The sequence below is a fragment of the Cupriavidus sp. FW305-F7 genome, assembly GCF_058782875.1.
The window spans coordinates 80,130-104,786 of the sequence record NZ_JBYSYC010000032.1 but is presented as its reverse complement, the minus strand read 5'-3'; the positions used below and the strand labels follow the sequence as shown (position 1 = coordinate 104,786).

The following is a 24,657-nucleotide window of genomic DNA, read 5'->3' as shown; positions in this document are numbered from 1 at the left end:
ACCGACACGCCGGTGCGCATCACGTCCATCGGGTGGGCGCTGGCGGGCACCCATTCGAGCGCGGCCTTCACATTGGCAGGCAGGCCGCGCAGGCTCTTGAGCTTGGCCTTGTAGGCGGCCAGTTCGGATTTGGTCGGCAGCTTGCCGTGCACCAGCAGGTGGGCGATCTCCTCGAACTCGCAGGTCTCGGCGATGTCGAGGATGTCGTAGCCGCGGTAGTGCAGGTCGTTGCCGGTGCGGCCGACGGTGCACAGCGCGGTATTGCCGGCGGTCACGCCCGACAGAGCGACGGATTTCTTGGGCTTGGGAGTGACGAGCGGTTGCGCTTCGGACATCTGGGTCTCCTTTGTGTGATGCCTGGTATTGCCTGTCTGTTGTCGTGCAAGCGGCCGGGACAAAGCCCGGCCGCGCGTGAGTCTTACTTACTTGCCCTTGCCTTGTGCGAAGAGCGCGTCCAGCTTCTGCTCGAAGTCATGGTAGCCGATGCTCTCGTAGAGCTCGGCGCGGGTCTGCATGGTATCGACCACGTTCTTCTGCGTGCCGTCGCGGCGGATGGCCGCGTAGACGTTCTCCGCCGCCTTGTTCATGGCGCGGAAGGCCGACAGCGGGTACAGCACCATCGACACGCCGGCGCCGCCGAGTTCCTCGGTGGTGAACAGCGGAGTGGCGCCGAATTCGGTGATATTGGCCAGCACCGGCACCTTCACCGCATCGACAAACTTGCGGTACATGGCCAGGTCGGTCATGGCTTCCGGGAAGATGGCGTCGGCGCCGGCTTCCACGCACGCGACGGCGCGCTCGATGGCCTTGTCCAGGCCTTCGACGGCGAGCGCGTCGGTGCGGGCCATGATGACGAAATTCTCGTCGGTGCGGGCGTCGACGGCGGCCCTGATGCGGTCGACCATTTCACCCTGCGTGACGATTTCCTTGTTGGGGCGGTGGCCGCAGCGCTTGGCGCCGACCTGGTCTTCGATATGCATGGCCGCCGCGCCAAACTTGATCAGCGACTTGGTGGTGCGGGCCACGTTGAAGGCCGAGGCGCCGAAGCCGGTGTCGACGTCCACCAGCAGCGGCGTGTCGCACACGTCGGTGATGCGGCGGATATCGGTCAGCACGTCGTCCAGGTTCGAGATGCCCAGGTCCGGCAGGCCCAGCGAGCCGGCCGCAACGCCGCCGCCCGACAGGTAGATGGCCCGGTAGCCGGCGCGCTTGGCCAGCAGGGCGTGGTTGGCATTGATGGTGCCGACTACCTGCAGCGGATGCTCGTCGGCAAGCGCCTGGCGGAAGCGGGCGCCAGCGGAGCGCGCGAGGTCGGAAGCGGAGTAGGTCATGGCGTATGCGTTGGTGAACAGGACGGGCCTAATACTGCAAGGGGTGTGCCAAGCCCTTGGGCGGGCCCGCGGGAAATCCGCCAGCCTTTGTCAGCGCTGGGCTGGCGGGCAGGGCGGCTGGCCTCGCCGCCGATTTCATGTCATCTTTTCAGCACAATTGAATTTCAAAATCACAAGTTTGGAATTCAAAGTTGAAATCGCGGGCTGCGTGGCGGACAATGTGCCAGCACTGTACGCCTGTTCGTCCCGGGTTTCACCACGCATTCTTTCCGCATTGCACCATGGCTTCTCCCGTTTCCACGCAAGCCCGTCCGCGCATCTGGGCCATCGGCATCAGCCGCCTGGCACGCGCCTTCGCCGACCTGATTCCGGCCTACGCCGACCGGGCCGAATTCCGCATCGTCGGCAAGGGTTTCGAGGCCGCCGCCAGCGCCGTGGCGCGCGAGGCGCGCGAGGGCCGGCTCGACGTGGTGGTGGCGGGCGGCTCCAACGGCGCCTACCTGCGCCAGCACGTGGATGTGCCGGTGGTGCTGGTCAAGGTCACGGGCTTTGACGTGATGAGCGCGTTGGCCACCGCGCGGCGCATCTCGCCGCGGGTGGCGCTGGTCACGCACGCGTCGACGTATGCCGAGGTGGATGAATTCGTGCGCGCGTTCTCGCTGTTGGTCCCGGCCTATACCTACCTGACCGAGGACGATGCCGTCGCACGCGTAAAGGCGCTCAAGCAGGAGGGCATCCAGGTCGTGGTCGGCCCCGGCCTGGTGACCGACCTGGCCGACCGCTATGGCCTGACCGGCGTGTTCCTGTACTCCGGCAACTCGGTGCGCATGGCGCTGGAAGACGCGATCGAGGCCGCGCGCCTGCGCCGCATCGAGGCCACCCGGCGCGACTACGTCAACACCATCCTGGCGCACCTGAACGAGGGCGTGGCGGCGGTGGATGCCGAAGGGCGCATCCAGTCGTTCAACCCGGCGATGGAGCGCTTTCTCGGCACTTCCGTCGCCGCCGCGGTCGGGCGCAAGCTGCAGACGCTGGCGCCAAACCTGGCGCTCGAAGGCGTGATGCAGAGCGGTGACAAGGAACTGGAGGCGATCCACAAGCTCGGCGACAAGATGGTGGTGGTCAACCGCATCCCCATCATCGGCGAAGCCGGCACCACCGGCGCCGTGCTGACCATCCAGGACGCCAGCGCGATCCAGCGCGTGGACCGCAACCTGCGCTCGCGCGCCCGCACGCGGCCGGCCGGGGTGCGCTACAGCCTGGACGACCTGGCCGGCACCTCCGCGGCCATGACCGAGCTGCGCGAACTGGCGCGGCGCTACGCGGCGGTGGATTCCACCGTGCTGATCGGCGGCGAGAGCGGCACCGGCAAGGAGGTGCTGGCGCAGGGCATGCACGACGCCAGCCCGCGCCGCGCCTTCCCGTTCGTGGCGGTCAATTGCGCGGCCTTCCCCGAGGCGCTGCTGGAGAGCGAGCTGTTCGGCTATGAAGAGGGCGCCTTCACCGGTGCGCGCCGTGGCGGCAAGGCCGGCCTGTTCGAGTCGGCCCACAACGGCACGCTGTTCCTCGACGAGGTGGGCGACATGCCGTCCGCGCTGCAGACGCGCCTGCTGCGCGTGCTGCAGGAAAAGCAGGTGCTGCCGATCGGCGGCCTCGACGCCGTACCGGTCAACGTGCGCGTGATCGGCGCCACTCACCGCGACCTGGCCGCGATGGTGCGCGATGGCTCATTCCGGCAGGACCTGTACTACCGCCTCAATATCCTGCGCATCGAGATGCCGCCGCTGCGCGACCGCTCCGAAGACCTGCAGGAGTTGGCCGAACTGCTGTACCGGCGCGCCCAGGAGCGCCTGGGCATGGACCGGCCGCAGCGCCTGCCCGCCTCGGCCCGCGCGCGGCTGGCGCGCTACCGCTGGCCGGGCAATATCCGCGAGCTGGAAAACGTGACCGAACGGATCGCCGTGCTGGTGGCCGGGCGCCGGCTGGACAGCGACGCGCTGCAGCGCGAGCTGCAGGCAGCCGTGCCGGAGCTGTTTGGCGATGGCATGCTGGCGCCGGCCGAGGCCGACGCTGAGCACGCCCCGCCGGCAACACGCCCGCGCCGTTCCCTGGCTGGCGTGAAGCAGTCCAGCGAAGTCGAGCATATCCGGCGCGTGCTGGCCGAGTGCGGCGGCGACCGCGCCGCGGCCTGCCATATTCTTGGCATCAGCCCGACCACGCTGTGGCGGCGGCTCAAGGCGGCGTGAGCCGCGCAGGCATTTACCCGGCGGGGCCGGCACGCCGGAACGGAATCGGCTGCAGCCCCTTGCCCTCCAGCCAGGCTTCATTGAACAGCCGTGCCATGTACAGGTCGCCGCGGTCACATAGCAGCGTGACGATGGTATGGCCCGGCCCCATCTCGCGCGCCAGCGCCACCGCGGCGCCGACGTTGATTCCCGACGACCCGCCCACGAACAAGCCCTCCTCGCGCAGCAGGCGGTAGACCATGTCCACGCAGGTCTGGTCGTCGATGCGCACCGCGTCGTCGATGGGCGTGTCCTGCAGGTTGGCGGTCACCCGGCTGGAGCCGATGCCTTCGGTGATCGAGCTGCCTTCGACCTTGACCTCGCGGTGCTTGACGAAGTGGTACAGGCCGCTGCCGTGCGGGTCGGCCAGCACGATGCGCACGCCGGGCTTGTGCTCTTTCAGGCAGCGCGCGATGCCGGCCAGCGAGCCGCCGGTGCCGGTGGAGCAGGTGAAGGCATCGATGTGCCCGCCGGTGGCGTGCCAGATCTCGGGCCCGGTGGTCTCATAGTGGGCCTGGCGGTTGGCCAGGTTGTCGAACTGGTTGGCCCAGATCGCGTTGTCGGTCTGGTCGGCCAGCCGGCCGGCAATCTTCTGGTAGTTGTCCGGATCGGCGTAAGGCTTGGCGGGCACCGCGCGGACCTCGGCGCCGAGCATGCGCAGCCGCTCCATTTTCTCGGGCGACTGCGTGTCAGGTATCACGACGATGCAGCGATAGCCACGCGCCGCGCACAGGTGGGCCAGGCCGATGCCGGTATTGCCGGCGGTGCCTTCGATGACCGTGCCGCCGGGCGTCAGCAGCCCGCGCCGTTCGGCATCACGGATGATGTAGAGTGCCGCGCGGTCCTTGACCGAGCCGCCTGGATTGAGGAATTCCGCCTTGCCGTAGATATCGCAGCCGGTTTCGGCGCTCAGGCCGGCCAGCCGGATCAGCGGGGTGTGGCCGATGGTGCCGGCAAATCCATCCCTGACTTCCATGGTGCACTCCTGCCGTGCCCGCTCCGGGCGTCACATTGAGTGATAGATCGGGGCGGCGGGAATGACAAGCAGGGGGACGGCCAGAAGTGACCGGGATTGCCCGTGGCCAGGCGGATCAGGCGGCGTTGAGCCAGCGGAAACTGAAATCGCCTTCGACGAAATCCGCGCGCGAGGCGTGGAAATCGCGCATATAGGGCCGGTTCAGGTGCGATTCGAGCGCGCGCTTGGAGTCCCAGACCATGTAGATCACAAAGACCCGCGCATCCTCGGCGTCTTGCCCGACGTGGTAGTCCAGGCAGCCGGGCTCGGTCAGCCCGCGCGAGCGCAGCGTGGTGAGCTGGGATACCAGCGCCTCGCGGCGGTGGGTCTTGGCACGGGCGATGCCGACTAGCGTGTACGTTCCGGACATGGGTGAACGGGGGCGACTGGCTGGCGTCTGTGAGCACTGGGCAGGCCATTGTAGCGCCGGCGGTACCGCCCCCCGGCAATGCCCGAGGACGCCGTCCGGGCATTCGGGCGGCGCTTGACAAGGGCGGGCGGCACGGTTCCTCCCCGCAATGGGGGCTAAAGTCCTGCCGGCGGCCGCCGATAAACGGATCGACAACAAGAAAACCATCATCCGAGGGGGTAACGCATGTTGAGACGCATACGGTCGGAACAACTGCAGGTCGGGATGTTTGTCGCCAGGCTTGGCGGCCCGTGGATCAACCATCCGTTCTGGCGCGCAAAGTTCCTGGTCGCCACTGAGGACCAGGTCCGGCAGATACAGTCGGCAGGGGTGCAGGAGGTCTGGATCGATATCCTGAAGGGCCGCAACGTACCGGCGCCGGACACGCCGGAAATACCCGGACCCGTCCCGGCCCCGGAGTCGACACCCGACCCCATGGATCCGGCCACCGTGCCGCCACCCGCCGCCACGCTTGATGCCGAGATCGTCCGCGCGCGCGAGCTGCTGCAATCCGGCAAGGCCGTGATCGGCTCGATGTTCGCCGACATCCGCATGGGCCGGGCGCTGGAGGTCAGCGGCGCGCTGCTGCTGGTCGATTCCGCCTCGCGCTCGCTGTCGCGCCATGGGCAGGCGTTGCTGGCGCTGGCGCGGCTCAAGGCGCGTGGCGACGACAACTACCTGCACGCCTTCGCCGTCTGCGCGCTGATGATCGCCGTCGGCCGCACGCTGGGCCTGCCCGACGACGAGGTGCGCGAACTCGGCCTGGCCGGCCTGGTCCACGACATCGGCAAGCTGACGCTGCCCGCGGCCCCGGTCCACAAGGCCAGCGAACGCACGCCCGAGGAAGAGGAGATCTACCGCCGGCATCCATCGGCTGGCTACCGCATCCTGAACGAGGCCCGGCTCTATTCGAACATCCCGCTCGATGTCTGCGTCCACCATCACGAACGCGTGGACGGGCGCGGCTTCCCCTACGGCCTGGCGGGGAACGAACTGAGCGTGCACGCCAAGATCGGCGCGATCTGCGATGCCTATGATTCGCTCACTTCCAGCCGCCCGGGCCACCGGCCGTGGTCGCCGGCCCGCGCCATGGAATACATGGCCGTGCGTGTCGACACGCTGTTCGACCGGCGCGTGTTCAAGGCCTTCACCCGCACCGTCGGCATCTATCCGCTCGGCACCGTGCTGCGGCTGCGTTCGAACCGGCTGGCGGTGGTCTGCGCGCAGAACGAGGCCGATCCGCTGCGGCCGAAGGTGATGGCGTTCTATTCCGTATCGCAGTCCAGGCCCGTCCCCACCGAACTGATCGACCTGCGCCACAGCGACGAGACGGTGGTGGCGTTCGAGAATGCCGCTGACTGGGGGTATGCGGATGAGCAGCTGATGGAGATGTATGCGGCGGCGGCCTGAACCGGGGGCAAGTCTTCAGCCCGCCACCCATTCCCCTTGTCTCAGCCGCTCATACAGGAAATCGCCCAACACCCGCACGCGCGCGCTGTGCCTGAGATCCGGATGCGTCAGCACCCACAAATCGGTATCCATGGCTTCATCGACTGGCGCCAGCCGCACCAGGTCTGGGTTAGCCCCGGCCAGCAGGCACAGCAGCATGCCGGCGCCCATGCCGTGCCGTACGGCATCCGCCATGGCCACCAGGCTGTCGGCACTGACGGCGCGGCGGGGTTCCGGCACGTGATCGCGTATCCAGCGCGCCTGGGCAAGGTGGGATAGCGCATCGTCCGGCACGACCCAGTCATAGGCCGACCAGTCCGCCAGCCGCGGATGGTCGGCTTCCGTTGGCAGGCCGAGTTGCTGCAGGTAGCGCCGTGCCGCATACGGCGCCGTCTGCAGCCGCCCGATACGGCGGCCCACCAGGTACTCCGGCGGCGCATTCGCCGGCCGGATCGCCACATCGGCCTCGCGCCGGCTCAGGCTCAGGAAGCTGTTGTTGATGACGATCTGCAGCTGGATGCGCGGGTGCATCGACCGGAATTCTGCAAACAAGGGCATCAGCAGTCCACCCAGCAGCGTGTCGGTCGTGGTCACGCGCAATGGCCCGCTCAGCTGGCTGTCGAGGCCGGACAGCTGGCGCTGGGCAGCATCGATCTGCTCGCCGACGCCGGCCAGCCGGTGCGCCAGGGCCTCGCCTGCGGCGGTCATGGCGTAGCCGGTGGCATGGCGTTCGAACAGCAGGGTGCCCAGGGTCTCTTCCAGCCGCGCCAGCCGGCGCAGGACTGTGGAATGGTTGACGTGCAGGGCGCGCGCGGCGCCTGCGAGCGAGCCGGACTGGCCCACGGCAAGGAAATACTTCAGGTCGTCCCAGTCTGCTTCCTGCATGTTTGCATAGCCCCTTTGCAGAATTCGCCAGTTTTCGTGCTGATCTGCACAGCCTACAGTGGCGTCGCGTGCCCGGCAATGGGTGTCGGGCGGCACACCTGGATGAAAGACATGGCAATGGCGTGGATGCTGCTGGTGCTGGCGGGCCTGATCGAGATCGTGATGGCGCTGGCGCTCAAACATACCGACGGCTGGACGCGGCCCGGGCCGACAGCACTGGGCATCGGGGCGGCGCTGGCCAGTATCTTCCTGCTCAGCGCGGCGCTGCGGCACTTGCCGGTCGGGACGGCTTACGCAATCTGGACCGGGATCGGGGCGATCGGGGTGACGGTGATCGGCATCCTGTTCCTGGGCGAAAGCGCGGCGCCGATGCGGCTGGTGTTGATCGGGCTGATCTTTGTCGGGATTGGCGGGCTGAAGCTGCTGCCGGCGTAGGACCTTGGGGGGAATCCGTTTCGGATTCGGGGTGTGGCGGACACGTTCTGTACACTATCTGGCCAAGCCACTGGCTATAAAGTCGCCCCTCCATGAGTTTCGATGTCCTGCTGGCGCTGTTCCAGCAACGTATTCCAGCCCATCCATGGGCCCAGATTGCCTCGTACCTGCTGGTGCTGGTGCTGATCGCCGTGGTGGCTCAGTGGCTGTTCGGCCACGTGATGTCGCGTATCGCCCATCGCTTGCTGACGGTATGGGGCAAGGCCCCCTGGAGCAAGGCGCTGACGCGTTATCGTGCCTATCGGCGCTTCGGCTATGCGGTCGGGTTCGCGGTGATCACCGTCGGCATTGGCGAAGTGCCGCACATGGGCCGCTATGCGCTGGCCATCGAGCGCCTGGCCCATGCCGGCCTGTGGATCTGCTTTTTCCTGATGCTAGGCGGCGTGCTGAGCGCCTGGCAGGACGTATACGCCAGCAGCCGCGAGGCACAGACGCGCTCGATCAAGGGCTATATCCAGGTGGGGCGGCTCGGGCTGGGGCTGGTGTGCTCGGTGCTGGTGCTGTCGATCCTGATCAACCGCTCGCCGCTGTGGATGCTGTCCGGCCTGGGTGCGCTGTCGGCGGTGCTGCTGCTGGTGTTCAAGGACACGCTGTTGTCGCTGGTGGCCAGTACCCAGCTGACCTCGAACGACATGCTGCGCATCGGCGACTGGATCGAGATGCCCCAGTGCAATGCCGACGGCTACGTCAAGGACATCGCCCTGCATACGGTCAAGGTGCAGAACTGGGACAACACCGTGACCACGGTGCCGACCTACAAGCTGTTCTCCGAGAGCTACCGCAACTACCGGCAGATGTTCGAATCCGGCGCGCGGCGCATCAAGCGCACGTTGCGGCTGGATGCGGGCAGCGTGCGCTTTCTGGAGGACCGGGAAGTGCAGGCGCTGATGCGCTTCCGGCTGCTGCACGACTACCTGGAGGAGAAGCAGGCCGAGGTCGACGAGGCCAACCGCCTGCTGATTGCCGCCGGCAATGACCCGGTCAACCGGCGCCGGCTGACCAATGTCGGCACCTTCCGCGCCTATGGCATTGCCTACCTGAAGGCGCACCCGGAGATCCACCACGACCTGCTGCTGAACGTGCGCATGATGGAGCCCGATTCGCAGGGCATCCCGGTGGAGATCTACTGCTTTACCGCGCTGACTGCGTGGATGGACTATGAGCGCATCCAGGGCGATGTCTTCGACCACCTGCTGGCGATCCTGCCCGAGCTGGGCCTGCGCCTGTACCAGGCGCCGTCAGGCGCGGATCTGACCGGCGTGCGCATCTCGCCGGTGCTGGCCGCGGCGCAGGTGGCGGCGGCACAGGCCACCGTCCATCATGCCCCTGCCCACGGCGCCGCCGCGGGCAGCCATCCGATCTGAGCTGCGCCTGACGCTCAGCCGACCGCGCGCGGACGCACGCGGCTGGCGGCTTCCTTGGCGCGGGTGCGGGCGGTGTCGACATCGTCCGCGTAGGCCAGCGCCACACCCATGCGGCGCTTGATGAAGCTCTCGGGCTTGCCGAACAGGCGCACCTCGGTCTGAGGCACGCTTAGTGCCTGGTCCACGCCATCGAAGACCACCCCCTGGGCATCCACGCCGCCGTAGATCACGGCGCTGGCGCCGGGGCTGCGCAGCGTGGTGTCGACCGGCAGGCCCAGGATGGCGCGGGCATGCAGTTCGAACTCGTTCTGCCATTGCGTGGCCATGGTGACCATGCCGGTGTCGTGCGGACGCGGGCTGACCTCGCTGAACCAGACCTGCTCACCCTTGACGAACAGCTCCACGCCGAACAGGCCCATGCCGCCCAAGTCTGCCGTGACCGCCTGCGCAATGCGCTGGGCGGTTTCCAGCGCGGCGGGGTGCATCGGCTGCGGCTGCCAGCTCTCGACGTAGTCGCCGCTGACCTGGACGTGGCCAATCGGGGCGCAGAACTGCGTTTCCACCTGGCCGCTGGCGCCCATGGCGCGCACGGTCAGCAGCGTGATCTCGTAGTCGAAATCGATAAAGCCTTCCACGATCACGCGGCCGTGGCTGACGCGGCCGCCGGCCATTGCGTAGTCCCAGGCCGCCTTGACGCCATCGGGACCGTCGATCTTGCTCTGGCCCTTGCCGGAGCTGCTCATCACCGGCTTGACCACGCACGGGTAGCCGATGCCGCCGTCGATGGCAGCCTGCAGTTCATCCAGCGAATCGCAGAACTTGTACGGGCTGGTCGGCAGGCCGAGCGATTCGGCGGCCAGGCGGCGGATGCCTTCGCGGTCCATGGTCAGGCGCGCGGCGCGGGCGGTGGGGATCACGCGCACGGTGCCGGCGGCTTCCAAGGTTTCGAGCATGGGCGTGGCGATGGCCTCGATCTCGGGCACGACCAGGTGCGGCTTTTCCGCCTCGATCAGCGCCTTGAGCTGGTCCGGGTCGCTCATGGCGATGGTGCGCGCGTGGTGGGCTACCTGCTGGCCGGGTGCATTGTCATAGCGGTCGACGGCGATGGTTTCCACACCCAGGCGCTGCAGTGCAATCAGCACTTCCTTGCCCAGCTCGCCGGAGCCGAGCAGCATCACTTTGGTGGCAGAGGGGGAGAGAGGCGTTCCGAGGGTGGTCATGGCAGCGGGTGGGACGGGAAGGAAAGCCGAGATTGTACGTGTTGGGGGCTGTCTGTGGCGCCGGCGGGGGGCGCATATTGGTATGGGCCGGGGAAGGGCTTGGCGCGCGTGCCACCCAATTCAGCGAAGCACCATAAAAAGACCCGCGCGGGGCGGGCTTGAAAAGGCCTGAGGATCCAAGACCGGACCACTCAGGATCCATGCTAGGTGCTAAGCGCGCCCTCCGCATCCCCCGTTCGGGGCGGCCCGGCACAGTGTTTCAGGACGTGGCCATCAGCGGCGGCTGCCGCCGCGTGGCCACGGCAAATGCAATTTGCGCCAGACCCGCGGCCAGCCCCAGGGTCACGCCGACCTGCCACGCCACGGTGTAGGAACCCAGCGCGTCGTAGACCAGCCCACCGCCGAAGGCGCCGAGAAAGCTGCCGATCTGGTGGCTGAAGAACGCCACGCCGCCCAGCATGGCCTGCCAGCGCAGGCCGAAGGTCTCGGCGATCCAGCCCGATACCAGCGGCGCCACGCCCAGCCACAGGAAGCCCATCACCGCGGCGAACACCAGCGTGCTTTGCGGCGTGGGCGCCGACGAGAAGTACCAGGTCAGCGCCAGCGAGCGAATCGTATAGATGCCGCCCAGCAGCATCAGCTTGTTGAAGCGGCCGCCGGCCCAGCCGAAGAAGATGCTGCCCAGCACGTTGAAGCCGCCGATCACGCCCAACGCCTGCGCGCTGAGCATTGGGTCCATGCCGCATACGTCCAGATACGATGGCAGGTGCGTGGTCAGGAACACCAGTTGCATGCCGCAGACGAAATACGCCAGCGCCATCACCACGAACGGCGCATGCCGCAGCGCGGTGCCCAGCGCTTCACGCGCGCTGTCCTGGCCGCGCCCTGCGGGCGACACCAGCGGCAGCCGGTCCACGCGCCCGGCAAACCACGCCGCGGGCAGCATCACCAGCGCCAGCAGCACGAACGCTGCCAGCCCGGTGCGCCAGCCGTAGGCCTGCGTCACCATCTGCCCGATCGGCGCCGCCAGCAGCGCACCCAGCGAGCCCGCGCCAGACACCAGCCCCAGCACCGTGCTGCGCAGCGCCGCCGACACCGGCCGCGCCGCCACCGCCATCGCCAGGGCGCTGCCGGTGCAGGCCATCGATGCGCCAATGGCCACGCCCGCGCCCAGCGTGACGCCGACCATGCTGTGCGCGGTCGCCAGCAGCACCAGTCCGGTCACATAGAGCAGCGAGCCGGCCAGCATCAGCGGCCGGAAGCCGATCCGCGTGGCCCAGGCCCCGGCCAGCGGCTGCAGCAGGCCCCACGCCAGGTTCTGTACCGCGATGGCGATGGTGAAATCCGATACCGAGATGCCGAGGTCCCGCGTCAGCGGCGGCATGAAGATGCCAAGGCTCTGGCGCAGGCCCATGGCCAGGCTGAGCATCAAGGAGGCGCCGATCAGGATCGGCAAGGCCGGGCGCAGGGCTTCGTAGCGGGAAGGCGCGGTGGGGGTGGGCACGGTGTGGTCTCGTCGTTGTCGTTATCGTTGTGAGCCCCGGGGCGCTTTCCATGTCTTTACATTTAAGCGTGCGCTGAATATACCGCAGGGTAGGGCGAGGGTATGCCCCGGGTCCCACCGTGTCAATTTGGCTTTGGGCGGGTCCGCCTTCCGCTTTGCCAAAGGCGGCCCCGCGCCTGGCTAGTCCAGGCTGACCTTGGATGCCCGGATGGTCTCGCCCCAGCGCTTGATGTCGCCGCTGACCAGCGCGGCGAACTTCGGCTGCGGTTCGCCGCCCGGAATGCCGCCCATGTCGCGGAACCTGGCCACCACCTCGGGGTCGCGCATGGCCTTGCCCAGCGCTTCCTGCAGGGTGGCGGCAATGGCCGGCGGGGTCTTGGCCGGCGCAAAGAAGCCCAGCCAGCCCATTACCACGAAATCCTTCACGCCGGCCTGCGCCATCGTCGGCACGTCCGGCAGGGCCGGCAGGCGCTCGGCGCTGGTCACCGCAAGCGCGCGCAGCTTGCCGGCGCGGATTTGCGGCAGCGCCTGCGTCAGGTTGTCGAACATGAAGGTGGTTTCGCCCGCCAGCACGGAGGTCGTGGCTGGTGTCGACCCCTTGTACGGCACGTGAATCACTTCGGTGCCCGTGCGCAGCCGGAATAGCTCCGCCGTCAGGTGCGTGGTCTGCCCGATGCCGGCCGAAGCATAGGAATATTTGCCCGGGGACTGCTTGAGCTGCGCCATCAGCTCGGCCACGCTGCGTACCGGCGACTGCGCGCCGACCACCAGCACGTTGGCAAACGAGATCAGGTCCGTCAGCGGCAGGAAATCCTGCGGCTGGTAGGACAACTGCTTGTAGGCGCTGTAGTTGATCGCGTGCGAGCCGGTATTGCCGACCAGCAGCGTGTAGCCGTCCGGCGCCGCGCGCATGAAGGCCTGCGTGCCAATGATGCCGCCGCTGCCGGGCTTGTTGTCGACCACCACCGGCTGGCCCAGGATGGCCGACAGCTTCTGCGCCACCAGCCGTGTCGGAATATCGGTGGTGCCCCCCGGCGCGCCGGGCACGATGATGGTGATGGGGCGCTCAGGCCAGGCCGCGGCGCTGGCCGCCAGCGGCAGCATGGCGGCGGCGGTTGCCAGCAGCAGGGCCGCGGACGTGTTGAACAGCGATTCTGGCAGCTTGTGTTTCATGGGTCTCCTCCATGTTCTGGTCTGCGTGCTGCTTGGAATGTGCGAACGGCCGGCTTGCGGCCGGCCGTTCTGTAGTCCACTAGCGCAGGACGGATGACATCGATGCCCTCCGCCTGGCGTGCGCCATCACTTGCCCGTCCACACCGGCTTGCGCTTCTCGGCGAATGCGGCGGCACCCTCGCGGGCATCGGCCGAGGTGAACACCGGCGCCAGCAGCGGGCGCTGGCGCTCGAACATCTCCTCGGCGCTCCAGTCGGCGGACTCGGCCACGATCTGCTTGCTGACCGCAACCGCCAGCGGGCCGTTGGCGCCGATCTCGTCGGCCAGCGCCAGCGCGCCTGCCAGCGCCTGGCCCGCTTCGGTCAGGCGGTTGATCAGCCCATAGGCGTGAGCCTGCTCGGCGCCCAGCATATTGCCGGTCAGCGCGTATTCCATGGCGATGTGGTACGGCACGCGGCGCGGCAGGCGCATCAGGCCGCCGGCGCCGGCCACCAGCCCCCGCTTGACTTCAGGCAGGCCGAACTTGGCCGCCTTCGACGACACGATCAGGTCGCACGCCAGCGCCAGCTCGAAGCCGCCGGCCAGCGCATAGCCTTCCACCGCGGCGATCAGCACCTTGCGCGGCGGCTTCTCGGTCAGCCCGCCAAAGCCGCGGCCAGGCAGGCTGGGGCGCTTGCCTTCCAGGAAGCCCTTCAGGTCCATGCCCGAGCAGAAGGTGCCGCCCGCGCCGGTCAGGATGGCCACGCTCAGGTCGTCGCGGCTTTCCAGCTGGTCGATGGCGGCGGCCAGCGCGGTCGCGGTCTCGAAGTCCATGGCATTTTTCGCCTGGGGCCGGTTCATGGTGATCAGCAGCGTATTGCCGTGGGTTTCCAGTTGCAGCGTGTCGCTCATGCGGTTTCCTTGTCAGAAGTCGGTATCGGTGCAGCGCACAGCTCAGCGCGGTGCCATGCGGATGGCGCCGTCTAGGCGGATGGTTTCGCCGTTGAGCATGGGGTTCTCCAGGATGTGCAGCGCGGTGGACGCGTATTCATCCGGTGCGCCCAGGCGGGGCGGGTGCGGCACCATGGCGCCGAGCGAGGCGCGCACGTTCTCCGGCAGCTTGGCCAGCAGCGGGGTGTCGAACAGCCCCGGGGCGATGGTGCAGACGCGGATCGCGCGCTGTGCCAGGTCGCGTGCGGCCACCAGGGTCATGCCGACGATACCGGCCTTGGCCGATGCATAAGGGATCTGGCCGATCTGGCCTTCGTAGGCGGCCACCGACGCGGTCAGCACGCACGCGCCGCGCTCACCGTCGATCAGTTCGTTCTTGGCCATGCGCGCGGCACCCAGGCGCAGCGCGTTGAAGGTGCCGATCAGGTTGATGCGCACGATCGACTCGTATTTTTCCAGCGACCCCGGCGAGCCGTCCTTCTCGACCACGCGCACCGGGCCGCCCAGGCCGGCGCAATGGATCAGCGCGCGCAGCGGGGCAATGGCTTCGGCGGCGTCATAGACGGCGTTCATCTGGTCGGTGTCGGTCACGTCGGCCTTGAGGAAGCGGACCTTGCCGCCGAACTCGTCGACGGCGGCATTGCCGCGCTCTTCCGACAGGTCGGCGATCACGACGTCGACGCCGCGTTCCACCAGGCGCCGCACGCAGGCCAGGCCCAGGCCGGAAGCGCCGCCGGTCACGACGGCGGACATATTGGTCAGTTTCATGCTTTGTCTCCTTGACTGGATACGTTGTTCGGTAGGAGGCGCCGCTTACAGGCGCTCGATGATGGTGGCGTTGGCCATGCCGCCGGCCTCGCACATCGACTGCAGGCCATAGCGCTGGCCGCTGTCTTCCAGTGCATGCAGCATGGTGGTCATCAGCCGCACGCCGGAGGCACCCAGCGGATGGCCCAGCGCAATGGCGCCGCCGCGCGGGTTCAGGCGTGCCGGGTCGGCGCCGAGCGCGCGCTGCCAGGCCAGCGGCACGCAGGCAAAGGCTTCGTTGATCTCGTAGTGGTCGATCTGGTCGAGCTTCAGGCCGCTCTTCTTGATCGCGCGCTGGCTGGCGGGGATCGGGGCGGTCAGCATCATGACCGGATCGTCGCCGCACACGTCGAAAGCGACAAAGCGCGCACGCGGCTTCAGGCCCAGGCGCTGCGCCATCGACTCGCTCATCAGCAGCATGGCGGAGGCGCCGTCACTGATCTGCGAGGCATTGCCCGCGGTCACGTTCCAGCCGATTTGCGGGAAGCGCGCGCTGAGTTCGTCGTTGCGGAACGAGGCCTGCAGCGTGCCCAGTTTCTCCACCGAGGTGCCCGGGCGGATGGTTTCATCCTGCTCGACCAGCCCGTTGGGCGTGCTGATGCCCAGGATCTCGCGGCGGAAGGCGCCGCTTTCGCGCGCGGCTGCGGCCAGCTCGTGCGAGTGGGCCGAGTAGCTGTCCATGTCGTGGCGCGACAGTTCGTACTTGGCGGCCACCAGCTCGGCCGCGACACCCTGCGAGACCAGCCCCGGCGCATAGCGCGCTTCCATCGACGGGCCGTACGGGTTCTGGCCGATGCGGGCCGAGCCCATCGGCACGCGGCTCATCGACTCGATGCCGCAGGCGATGACGATGTCATAGGCGCCGGCCATGATGCCCTGCGCGGCGAAATGCACCGCCTGCTGGCTGGAGCCGCACTTGCGGTCGATGGTGGTGGCCGGCACGTGGTCAGGAAAGCCTGCCGCCAGCCACGCCACCCGGCCCGGGCCGGCGGACTGCTCGCCCGCCTGGGTCACGCAGCCGGTGATGACGTCGTCGACCAAACCCGGGTCCAGCTTGTTGCGCTCGACCAGGCCCTTGAGCACCTGCGCCAGCAACTCGGTGGCATGGAGTTCGGTGAAGGCCGAGCCTGGCTTGGAGCGGCCCATCGGGCTGCGGATGGCGTCGACGATGACGGCTTGTTGCATGGGGTGTCTCCTGAAAAAGCTGAGCGTTGCGAGTCGTGGCTGGGATATTGAGACGTCCGTACCGAAATGTGATCGTCCAATACGATGAATTGGGATTCTGTCTTCGGAAAAGCGTCGTGTAAACCCAAATAACCCGGTTTGACTTTGGAAAAAACGAAGGGCAACATCCGGGTTTTGAGACGCTCGTATCAAAAAACCTTGAATTCAGGCAATAACATGACGAATGCACCACACGGCTCCCTGGCCCCGCCGCCCGCCGATGCCGACGGCGAAGCGCGCCTTGTCAGCGCGCTGGCGCGTGGCATTTCGATCCTCAACTGCTTTTCCCCAACGGTGCAGGAGTTGAGCAGCCGCGAGCTGATGGAGCGCACCGGCCTGGCCAAGCCGACCCTGTTCCGGCTGCTCGATACCCTGTGCGAGCTGGGCCTGCTGCATTATTCAGAGCGCCTGTCGCGCTACGTGCCCGGGGTCGGGCTGATCAACCTGGCCGCGCCCGCGCTGGCACGCATGACGATCCGCCAGCTGGCGCGACCGGCCATGCAGGAGCTGGCCGACCATATCGCCGGGCAGGTCGAGCTGATCGTCGGCAGCGGCAATGCGCTGACCTACGTCGAGATCGCCCAGGGCGTGGGCAGCCATGTGTTCCGGCCCGAGGTCGGCACGCGCGTGTCGGTCTCGCGCACAGGGTCCGGACGCGGCTACCTGATGCTGTTGAGCGAGGCCGAGCGCGAGGCCTATCTCGCCCAGCTCCGCGCCGCCGATCCGCAGCGCGCTGACTGGCTGCAGGAGCGCCTGGCTGACGCCGCCAGCGACCTACAAGAACACGGCTTCTGCCGCGGCCACCGCGACCTGCACCGCGAGGTGGAATCGGTTGCCGTACCGATGCGCACCCGCCGCGACGGCGAGGCGTGGATCTTTGCCGCCTCGGTGCCGGTGTTCAGCCAGCAGAGCAAGCAGATGGAGGAGGACATCGGCCCGCGCCTGGTGAGCCTGGTGCGCAATGTAGAGGGAGCGCTGGGCGTGGCAGGCTGAGCGGCACAGCAGTCTGCCTGGCTGCTGCAGCTCAGTTCCCCGTGAAAACCGGCGTGCGCTTATCCAGGAACGCTTGCACCGCCTCACGGTGGTCGGCAGTCTGGTGCGACAGCGCCTGGAAGCCGGCGGACAGTTCCAGCAGCGTATCCAGGCGGGTATGCATGGCCTCGCGCATCAGGCGCTTGGCCAGTCGCACCGCGTGCGGCGGGTTGGCGGCGATGCGGCCGGCCAGCTCATAGGCAGTGGACAGCAGCGCCTCGGGCGCGACCACGCGCGACACCAGGTTCCATTCCAGCGCCAGCCTGGCATCGATCGGCTGGCCGGTGAAGGTCATCTCGGCCGCCCGCGACAGGCCGATCACGCGCGGCAGCAGCCACGCGCCGCCATCGCCGGGGATGATGCCGAGCTTGACGAAGGACTCGGCAAACTGCGCGCGCTCCGAGGCAATGCGGATGTCGCACATGCAGGCCAGGTCCAGCCCCGCGCCCATGGCCGCGCCATTGACCGCGGCGATGACCGGCACTTCCAGGTTGAACAGCGCCAGCGGCAGCCGCTGGATGCCGCAGCGGTAGTCCTGCCGGATTTCCATGCCCGGCACTGCGCCGGAGGCCTGGCGCTCCATGTCCTTGATATTGCCGCCCGACGAGAACGCCGTGCCCGCGCCGGTGATGACCACCGCGCGCACGCTGCGGTCGCCGTGGATGCGGTCGATCGCGGCCAGGAACTCCGCCACGGCGGTATTGCCGGTCAGCGGGTTGCGGCGCTCGGGCTCGTTCATCGTCAGCGTGACGATGTGGTCCTGCTGCTCGTAGAGAAGGAAGTTGCTCATGGTGGTGTCTCCGGATACGGGGATGTGGGCTGGCTGGCTGGCTGCCTGCCTTGGCGCCAAGGCTAAGCGAGGCGTGCCTACACCGTCCAATATTCATTTCTTCATCAGTAATATCCGGCACATATCGCCCGACAGGCTCGGGACGCCAGCCGCCTTGCGCCGGCTGCACGACTTTCCGCGGGTAATCCCTGTACCCATAATCGAATCGCTCACCGATTATCTATAGGCCCCGGCCACCGACCGGCATCGCGCAGTTCCGTAATCCTGCAGTCCCGAATTCCAACAAGAATGCTCTACAGGAGACGACATGAGCCATGCGTTGAAGCAGGCGACGGACCCCGTTGCCCCCGATGTTGCAATGCACACCCGCCGCACCATGAGGCGCGCCACAGGCCTCCTGGCAGCGGCCCTGGCGCTGGTGGTGCAGGTCTTGCCCGCCGGCGCCGCGGCGCCGCGCAATGCGGCAGCCAAGGTTGACGGCGCCTTCATCAGTGCCAACGCCAGCACCGCCCGCGACTGGCCCAGCCATGGCCTGGACTATGCCGAGACCCGCTTCAGCCGGCTCAGGCAGATCGATGCCGCGAACGTGCGCGACCTGGGCCTGGTGTGGACCTACAACCTGGAGTCGACCCGCGGCGTGGAGGCAACCCCGCTGGTGGTGGACGGCGTGATGTACGTCACCGCGTCATGGAGCGTGGTGCATGCGGTCGATGCGCGCACCGGCAAGCGGCTCTGGACTTTCGACCCCAAGGTGGACCGCTCGCTCGGCTATCGCGGCTGCTGCGACGTGGTCAACCGCGGCGTGGCGCTGTACCAGGGCAAGGTGTTCGTGGCCGCCTACGATGGCCGGCTGATCGCGCTGGATGCCGCCAGTGGCCGCAAGCAGTGGGAGAAGGACACCATCATCGACCGCAAGTACTCGTACACCATCACCGGCGCGCCGCGCGTGTTCAAGGGCAAGGTCATCATCGGCAACGGCGGCGCCGAATACGGCGTGCGCGGCTACATCACCGCCTATGACGCCGGCACCGGCGAGCAGAAGTGGCGCTGGTTCACGGTGCCGGGCGACCCCTCCAGGCCGTTCGAGGATGAGTCGATGGCCGCGGCGGCCAAGACCTGGGACCCCAGCGGCAAGTACTGGGAGGCGGGCGGCGGCGGCACGGCCTGGGACACGCTGGCCTTCGACCCCGAACTGAACCTGATGTACGTGGGCACCGGCAACGGCGCGCCGTGGTCGCACAGCAAGCGCAGTCCGGCCGGCGGCGACAACCTGTACCTGGCCTCGATCGTCGCGCTCAACCCGGATACCGGCAAGTATGTCTGGCACTACCAGGAGACCCCGGGCGACAACTGGGACTACACCTCGGCGCAGCCGATGATCCTGGCCGACCTGAAGCTCGACGGGCAGATGCGCAAGGTCATCCTGCACGCGCCCAAGAACGGCTTCTTCTTCGTCATCGACCGCACCAACGGCAAGTTCATCTCGGCAAAGAACTTTGTCGACGTGAACTGGGCCACCGGCTATGACGCCAATGGCCGCCCCATCGAGCGGCCCGAGGCGCGCGCCACCGACAAGCCCTATGACTCGGTCCCCGGGCCGTACGGCGCGCACAACTGGCATCCGATGTCGTTCAACCCGCAGACCGGGCTGGTCTACCTGCCGGCGCAGAACGTGCCGATCAACCTGATGGACGACAAGACCTGGAACTTCAATGAAGGCAAGCCCGGCACCCCGCATGGCAACGTGGGCTGGAACACCGCCAAGTTCCTGAACGCCGAGCCGCCCAAGAGCAAGCCCTTTGGCCGGCTGATCGCCTGGGATCCGGTGCAGCAGAAGGCGGCGTGGACGCAGGAGCATGTGTCGCCGTGGAACGGCGGCACGCTGACCACCGCCGGCAACCTGGTGTTCCAGGGCACCGCCGACGGCCGCTTTGTCGCCTATGACGCGCGCAGCGGCGACAAGCTGTGGGAGTCGCCCACCGGCACCGGCGTGGTGGCGGCGCCGGTCAGCTTCGAGTTGAACGGCAAGCAGTATGTGTCGGTGGCAGTGGGTTGGGGCGGGGTCTACGGGCAGGCCCAGCGCGCCACCAACCGGCAGGGGCCGGGCACGGTCTACACCTTCGCCCTCGGCGGCAAGGCGCCGCTGCCGGCCTTTGCCGAGTACCGCGCCGCCAGGCTGCTGCAGGGCGTGAAATATGACCCGGCGCAGGTCAAGGCGGGCACCGGCCTGTACGTCAGCAACTGCGCCCTGTGCCACGGCGTGCCCGGCGTGGACCGCGGCGGCAATATCCCTAACCTGGGCTATATTGATGCGGCCTATATCGAGAACCTGGACAAGGTGGTTTTCAAGGGGCCGGCGATGGCGCGCGGCATGCCGGACTTTACCGGCAAGCTGACGCCGGACGACGTCGAGAAGATCAAGGCCTTTATCCAGGGAACCGCTGACGCGGTGCGGCCCAAGCCCTGAGGGCTGGGCCGGGCCTCAGTCCTCGGCCTGGAAGCCGGTCGCCTCCACGATCGGCTTCCACGCGGCGCGTTCCAGCTGGATGCGGCGGCGGCCTTCCTGGCCGGGGCGCGCCACCACTTCCAGGCCCAGCGCTTCCAGCTTGGCCACGGTGGCGGCGTTGGCCGAGGCGGCGAGGAACATCTTTTCCACCTGCGCCACCACGTCAGGCTGCGTGCCAGCAGGCACGAACACGCCGTACCAGCTGGTGGCGTGGTCATACTGGCTGAAGCCCTGTTCCTTCATGGTGGGCACTTCGGGCAGCGCCTTGGCGCGGCGCGTACCGCTCACCCCAAGGAAGCGCAGCTTGCCGCCCTTGTACAGCGGCATCATGCTGGCTACGGCATCCCAGCCGATCGACACATTGCCGCTGACCACATCCACCAGCATCGGCGACGCGCCGCGATACGGCGCGGGCGTGATGGCGATGCCTTCGGCCTTGCCCAGTGCCACCGTGCCCAGGTGGCCGGCGCTGCCGATGGTGGCCAGGCCCAGGCTGGCGCCGCCCGGGTTGCGCCTGGCCCAGCTCACGTATTCCTTCATGTTCTGGTAAGGCTGCTGCACGCCGGTCGCGACCGCGGTCGGCACATCGGTCAGCACCGCCGCGGGCACCAGGTCCTTGTCGGCGTCGTATGACAGCTTCTTGTAGGTCAGCGGAAAGATGGTGAACAGGGGCGAGGGGCCGATGAACACGGTCTTGCCATCGGGCCTGGCACGCTTCACGTAGTCGAGCGCCAGGCGCGCCGAGGCTCCGGGGCGGTTTTCGACCACCACCGTGCCGTGGCCGTCCTGGCGCAGTTGCTCGGCATACAGGCGCGCCAGGCTGTCGGCGGCGCCGCCCGGGGCGTAGCCGACAATGATATGCATCGGCTCGGCATCGGCCGCGCCGGCCGGCGCGGTCATGGCGAAGGTGGCGGCGGCGACAGCGGTCATGGCCAGCAGCCGGCGCGTCAATCGGACTTGATGAGTCATGGCAGTCAGGGAACGATGTTGAGAGGGTGTCAGGGCAGGGTGGGCCACTGGCCCGTGAGGTCATGGACCGATTCGTACAAGGCCGCCGCACGCAGCAGCTGCGCGTCACCGCGGAACTGCCCGACCAGCTGCAGCCCGATCGGCAGCCCGTCGCTGCCAAAGCCGCAGGGCAGGCTGATGGCCGGATGTCCCGTCATATTGAACGGCATGGTCCAGGGGAACCAGTTCGCGCGCACATCGGGATAGTCCTGGCCATCGATTTCGATCTGGCCGAACAGGTCTTGCTCCAGTGGCAGTGCGGTGCGTGTGATGGTGGGCATGGCGAGCAGGTCGGCGCGCCCCAGCAGCGCCTGCACGCGCAGGAACAGCTGCGAGCGCTCGAACATCGCCTGCTGGTATTCCACGGCGGTGAAGGCGGCGGCCGATTCCACCTGGCGCACGAAGGTCGGGCTCAGCGCCTCGCGGTGCTGCGCCACGATCGGCGCAAAGCGCGTGCGCCAGACCGTGTGGTTGATCGCACGCCAGATGGGTTCGACGTCGAACCCTTCGCCGCCGAACGGCACCAGTTCGGCGCCTAGCGCGCGCAGCTTGTCCAGGCTGGCCTCGAACGCGCGCGCCACGTCCGCCGACACTGGGCGGCCCGGCGGCGCCAGGCAATACAGGATGCGCCGGCCACGCAAGTCGCCCTGCGGCTGCGCGGCGGCCACGTAGTCGGCGGCGGGCACGCCGATCGACCACGGGTCGCACGCATGCTCGCCGGCCATGGCCTGCAGCATCAGGCCGGTGTCGGCCACCGTGCGCGTGGTCGGCGTCACGTAGGTCTGGTTGCCGAACAGATCCTGCGCCTGGCTGTGCGGAATCACCCCCTGGCTCTGCTTGATGCCCACCACGCCATTGCAGGCGGCAGGAATGCGCGTGGAGCCGCCGCCATCGGTTGCCACCGCCAGCGGCGCGATGCCGCTGGCCACCGCCACCGCGGCGCCGCCGCTGGAGCCGCCACTGGTGCGTGCGGCGTGCCAGGCATTGCGGGTGCGCCCGAATAGCGGCGAATCGGTCAGGCATTTGGAGCCGAATTCCGGCGTGGTGGTCTTGCCGACCAGGATCGCCCCCTGCGCGCGCAGCCGCGCCACCGCCACGGCGTCTTCGGCCGGCACGTTGTCTCGCATCGGCACGGCGCCAAAGGTGGTGCGCACGCCGCGCGTGTTGACGATGTCCTTGGCGGTGAAAGGAATGCCATGCAGCGGGGGCAGCGGCCGGCCGGACATCACTTCCGCTTCCGCCGCGCGCGCCGCGGCCATGGCCTCGTCCGCGCACAGCGTGATAAAGCAGTTCAGCACCGGCTGCAGCCGCTCGGCGCGCGCCAGCACCGCGGCGGTCAGTTCCACCGGCGAGATTTCCTTGCGCCGGATGCGCTGCTGCAGCTCGGCGGCGCTGGCAAGACAAAGCGCTTCGCTCATTGGACGGGCGTCTCCTGAAGATGGCTGCGCGTGCCGGCTTCGGCGCGCGCAGGCGTGATGGCGATAAGCTGGAACAGGCATATTACAACCGGCCCGGGCACGCGGGGATTATCGCCGCGAGGTGCCATCGGCGAGGAAGCGTTCGGCAAGCTCAGGGATGCACTGCCGTCGTCTCGCGGCGCGTCACCGCTCAGGGGCACGCCGGGATGCCAGGTACGCCTGCAGGCCGTCTGCCGGCAAGGCGCGTGAATACAGCCACCCCTGGCCGAACTGCGCGCCGCGCTCGCGCAGGAAGCGCGCCTGGTCTTCATGCTCGATGCCCTCGGCCACGACCTCGAAGCCCAGCGCCTCGGCCATGGCGATGATGTGCGGCGCCACGGTGCTGGATGCTGCCTCGCGGCCGATGGTGTCGATGAAGGACTTGTCGATCTTCAACACATCGACCTTGAATACCTGCAGGTAGGACAGGCTGGAGTAGCCGGTGCCGAAGTCGTCGATGTAGATCGGATGCCCGGCATCGCGGAAGGCCTGGATCACTTCGAGCGCGGTCTCGGCGTGCAGGAAGCTGCGTTCAGTGATCTCGATGCGGATCTGCCGGGGCGCGATCCCGGTGCCCTGCAGGCGCGCGGTAAGCACGTCGAGAAAACGCGGCGAGCTGACATCGTCCGCGCAAACATTGATCGACACATAGAAGCCGGGCCTGGCGCGCAGCAGCGGGCCCAGCTCCGCGATGGCGCGGTCGAGCACGTGGTCAGTGATCTGCGGCATCAGCCCGGTCTGCTCCGCCAGCGTGATCAGCAGGTCGGGCGGCACCGGCTGGCCGTCGCGCTTCCAGCGCAGCAGCGCCTCCGCGCCCACGCAGCGGCCATCTTCCAGCGCGACGATCGGCTGGTAGTGCACCTCCAGCCGGCGGCGGCGCACGGCGTTGCGCAGCGCGCCCTCCATGGTCAGGCGGCGCGACATGGCGCGAAACACCAGCGCGGCCAGCAGCACGCCGATCGCCAGCCCCGCCACGACGAAAGAGCCTACCAGCATCGGCCAGGTGGCCAGCAGCCCGGTGGGCGGTGCCAGGGCCACGGCCGCGAACGGAATCCGGGGGGAACGGCGCACGGAACTGCCGGGATTGTCGAGTTCGTCGGCGCCGTTGGCATTGCGCTGGTATTCGAGCGCCATCTGCGCCACGTCGGAGCCGGTGGTGGTGGCGATGAAGACGCCCGTGGCAGTATTGACTGCGCCTATGTACCGGCCATCGAGCTCGACGATGTCGACGAATGACTTGGGGTCGACCGATACGTAATGGCCGTGGCGCCCTACCAGCATGGAAGGGCCGGGCGCGCCAAACGGGTTGTCGAGGTCGAACCAGTATTCGAAGCCCTGAGTGTCGCGCCAGTCCGGCTCGGGCAATGTCATATGCCGCCGGAAGACGTCGCCCAGCAGTGCCGAGCACAAGCGGTAATTGCCGGCATAGCGCCCGGTATCGCGCAGGTGGTGGAAGGTGAAGGTGATGCGCCGCAGGCTGGCCAGGTTGCCGTCGGAGCAGGGCGCGTCGGGCAGGCCTTCCATTTCGTGCAGCGCGCCAGTGGCGTCTGCCATGACCATCTCCATGCGGGCGACGGCAGCATTGGCAAACATCTGCAGTTGCGCCACCTCGCGCCGGGCGACCTCCTCTTCGGCCACGCGCATGCTGGCCGCAATCGGCAAGACGGCCGCGGCAAACGCGAGTATCACTGCCATCGCAAGGAACAAAGGCCGCTTCATGGGTGTCCTGTCAGCCATGCATTGTCGAAGGGTACGGGTACTACGCGCCCTCGC

At 67.9% G+C, this 24,657-nt stretch carries 21 protein-coding genes; 6 read left to right on the top strand and 15 right to left on the bottom strand.

Annotated elements, in window-relative coordinates; all coding sequences use genetic code 11:
* The coding region (locus AC3WL8_RS26555; protein ID WP_492379099.1) for a citrate/2-methylcitrate synthase at nt 1-335 on the bottom strand (335 nt) is incomplete at its 3' end.
* Nucleotides 336-422: 87 nt separating this feature from the next.
* A complete protein-coding gene (gene prpB / locus AC3WL8_RS26550) occupies nt 423-1,331 on the bottom strand; it encodes a methylisocitrate lyase (RefSeq protein WP_013956854.1) in 909 nt (302 codons plus the stop codon).
* Between the two features lie 281 nt (nt 1,332-1,612).
* Between prpB and prpR the strand changes: the two genes are divergently transcribed.
* Complete coding sequence (gene prpR / locus AC3WL8_RS26545) at nt 1,613-3,577, top strand: propionate catabolism operon regulatory protein PrpR (RefSeq protein WP_492379098.1); 1,965 nt, start codon at nt 1,613-1,615, stop codon at nt 3,575-3,577.
* 13 nt (nt 3,578-3,590) lie between these two features.
* Here prpR and AC3WL8_RS26540 read toward each other — a convergent pair whose 3' ends face one another.
* Both AC3WL8_RS26540 and AC3WL8_RS26535 read right to left on the bottom strand, forming a co-directional pair.
* Nucleotides 3,591-4,592: a cysteine synthase A gene (locus tag AC3WL8_RS26540; protein WP_013956851.1), complete on the bottom strand. Its 1,002-nt coding sequence runs from the start codon at nt 4,590-4,592 to the stop codon at nt 3,591-3,593.
* 115 nt (nt 4,593-4,707) lie between these two features.
* Entirely contained in the window at nt 4,708-5,001 is a 294-nt protein-coding gene (locus AC3WL8_RS26535) for a putative quinol monooxygenase (protein ID WP_010812104.1), read from the bottom strand.
* Nucleotides 5,002-5,226: 225 nt separating this feature from the next.
* On the opposite strand from AC3WL8_RS26535, the gene AC3WL8_RS26530 reads away from it, so the two are divergent.
* Nucleotides 5,227-6,450 (top strand): cyclic di-GMP phosphodiesterase, encoded by a 1,224-nt coding sequence (locus tag AC3WL8_RS26530; RefSeq protein ID WP_013956848.1) that lies wholly within the window; start codon nt 5,227-5,229, stop codon nt 6,448-6,450.
* 15 nt (nt 6,451-6,465) lie between these two features.
* Here the strand turns inward: AC3WL8_RS26530 and AC3WL8_RS26525 are convergent, their stop codons facing one another.
* Entirely contained in the window at nt 6,466-7,374 is a 909-nt protein-coding gene (locus AC3WL8_RS26525) for a LysR family transcriptional regulator (protein ID WP_153956253.1), read from the bottom strand.
* Nucleotides 7,375-7,491: 117 nt separating this feature from the next.
* Between AC3WL8_RS26525 and AC3WL8_RS26520 the strand changes: the two genes are divergently transcribed.
* Together AC3WL8_RS26520 and AC3WL8_RS26515 are read left to right on the top strand one after the other, a co-directional pair.
* The gene (locus AC3WL8_RS26520) at nt 7,492-7,809 is read left to right on the top strand and encodes a DMT family transporter (RefSeq protein WP_018313582.1); all 318 of its coding nucleotides are present in this window, start codon (nt 7,492-7,494) and stop codon (nt 7,807-7,809) included.
* 92 nt (nt 7,810-7,901) lie between these two features.
* Entirely contained in the window at nt 7,902-9,233 is a 1,332-nt protein-coding gene (locus AC3WL8_RS26515; RefSeq protein ID WP_013956845.1) for a mechanosensitive ion channel family protein, read from the top strand.
* A gap of 14 nt (nt 9,234-9,247) precedes the next feature.
* Here the strand turns inward: AC3WL8_RS26515 and purT are convergent, their stop codons facing one another.
* From purT to AC3WL8_RS26485, 6 genes are all read right to left on the bottom strand, one after another.
* A complete protein-coding gene (gene purT / locus AC3WL8_RS26510; RefSeq protein ID WP_080569540.1) occupies nt 9,248-10,453 on the bottom strand; it encodes a formate-dependent phosphoribosylglycinamide formyltransferase in 1,206 nt (401 codons plus the stop codon).
* A 259-nt stretch (nt 10,454-10,712) separates the two neighbouring features.
* On the bottom strand, nt 10,713-11,957 hold the full coding sequence (locus tag AC3WL8_RS26505; RefSeq protein ID WP_420872234.1) for an MFS transporter: 1,245 nt from the start codon (nt 11,955-11,957) through the stop codon (nt 10,713-10,715).
* A 180-nt stretch (nt 11,958-12,137) separates the two neighbouring features.
* A complete protein-coding gene (locus tag AC3WL8_RS26500; protein WP_013956842.1) occupies nt 12,138-13,130 on the bottom strand; it encodes a Bug family tripartite tricarboxylate transporter substrate binding protein in 993 nt (330 codons plus the stop codon).
* A gap of 126 nt (nt 13,131-13,256) precedes the next feature.
* Complete coding sequence (locus AC3WL8_RS26495; protein ID WP_153956254.1) at nt 13,257-14,021, bottom strand: crotonase/enoyl-CoA hydratase family protein; 765 nt, start codon at nt 14,019-14,021, stop codon at nt 13,257-13,259.
* Between the two features lie 42 nt (nt 14,022-14,063).
* A complete protein-coding gene (locus AC3WL8_RS26490; protein ID WP_013956840.1) occupies nt 14,064-14,828 on the bottom strand; it encodes an SDR family NAD(P)-dependent oxidoreductase in 765 nt (254 codons plus the stop codon).
* A gap of 45 nt (nt 14,829-14,873) precedes the next feature.
* Nucleotides 14,874-16,052 carry a thiolase family protein gene (locus AC3WL8_RS26485; RefSeq protein WP_153956255.1) on the bottom strand — a complete coding sequence of 393 codons (1,179 nt, stop codon included), beginning with the start codon at nt 16,050-16,052 and terminating at the stop codon, nt 14,874-14,876.
* A gap of 216 nt (nt 16,053-16,268) precedes the next feature.
* Here AC3WL8_RS26485 and AC3WL8_RS26480 point away from each other — a divergent pair, with 216 nt between their 5' ends.
* Nucleotides 16,269-17,084, top strand: a complete 816-nt coding sequence (locus AC3WL8_RS26480) for an IclR family transcriptional regulator (protein WP_211979752.1) — start codon at nt 16,269-16,271, stop codon at nt 17,082-17,084.
* Nucleotides 17,085-17,115: 31 nt separating this feature from the next.
* On the opposite strand, the gene AC3WL8_RS26475 is transcribed toward AC3WL8_RS26480, so the two are convergent.
* Nucleotides 17,116-17,913, bottom strand: a complete 798-nt coding sequence (locus tag AC3WL8_RS26475) for a crotonase/enoyl-CoA hydratase family protein (protein WP_013956837.1) — start codon at nt 17,911-17,913, stop codon at nt 17,116-17,118.
* 307 nt (nt 17,914-18,220) lie between these two features.
* Here AC3WL8_RS26475 and AC3WL8_RS26470 point away from each other — a divergent pair, with 307 nt between their 5' ends.
* Complete coding sequence (locus AC3WL8_RS26470) at nt 18,221-20,380, top strand: PQQ-dependent dehydrogenase, methanol/ethanol family (RefSeq protein WP_013956836.1); 2,160 nt, start codon at nt 18,221-18,223, stop codon at nt 20,378-20,380.
* Nucleotides 20,381-20,395: 15 nt separating this feature from the next.
* Here AC3WL8_RS26470 and AC3WL8_RS26465 read toward each other — a convergent pair whose 3' ends face one another.
* The 3 genes from AC3WL8_RS26465 to AC3WL8_RS26455 form a co-directional block, all read right to left on the bottom strand.
* On the bottom strand, nt 20,396-21,349 hold the full coding sequence (locus AC3WL8_RS26465; RefSeq protein ID WP_114135356.1) for a Bug family tripartite tricarboxylate transporter substrate binding protein: 954 nt from the start codon (nt 21,347-21,349) through the stop codon (nt 20,396-20,398).
* Between the two features lie 68 nt (nt 21,350-21,417).
* Nucleotides 21,418-22,845 (bottom strand): amidase, encoded by a 1,428-nt coding sequence (locus tag AC3WL8_RS26460; RefSeq protein WP_492379097.1) that lies wholly within the window; start codon nt 22,843-22,845, stop codon nt 21,418-21,420.
* Nucleotides 22,846-23,028: 183 nt separating this feature from the next.
* On the bottom strand, nt 23,029-24,603 hold the full coding sequence (locus AC3WL8_RS26455) for an EAL domain-containing protein (protein ID WP_492379096.1): 1,575 nt from the start codon (nt 24,601-24,603) through the stop codon (nt 23,029-23,031).
* Nucleotides 24,604-24,657: the final 54 nt, after the last annotated feature.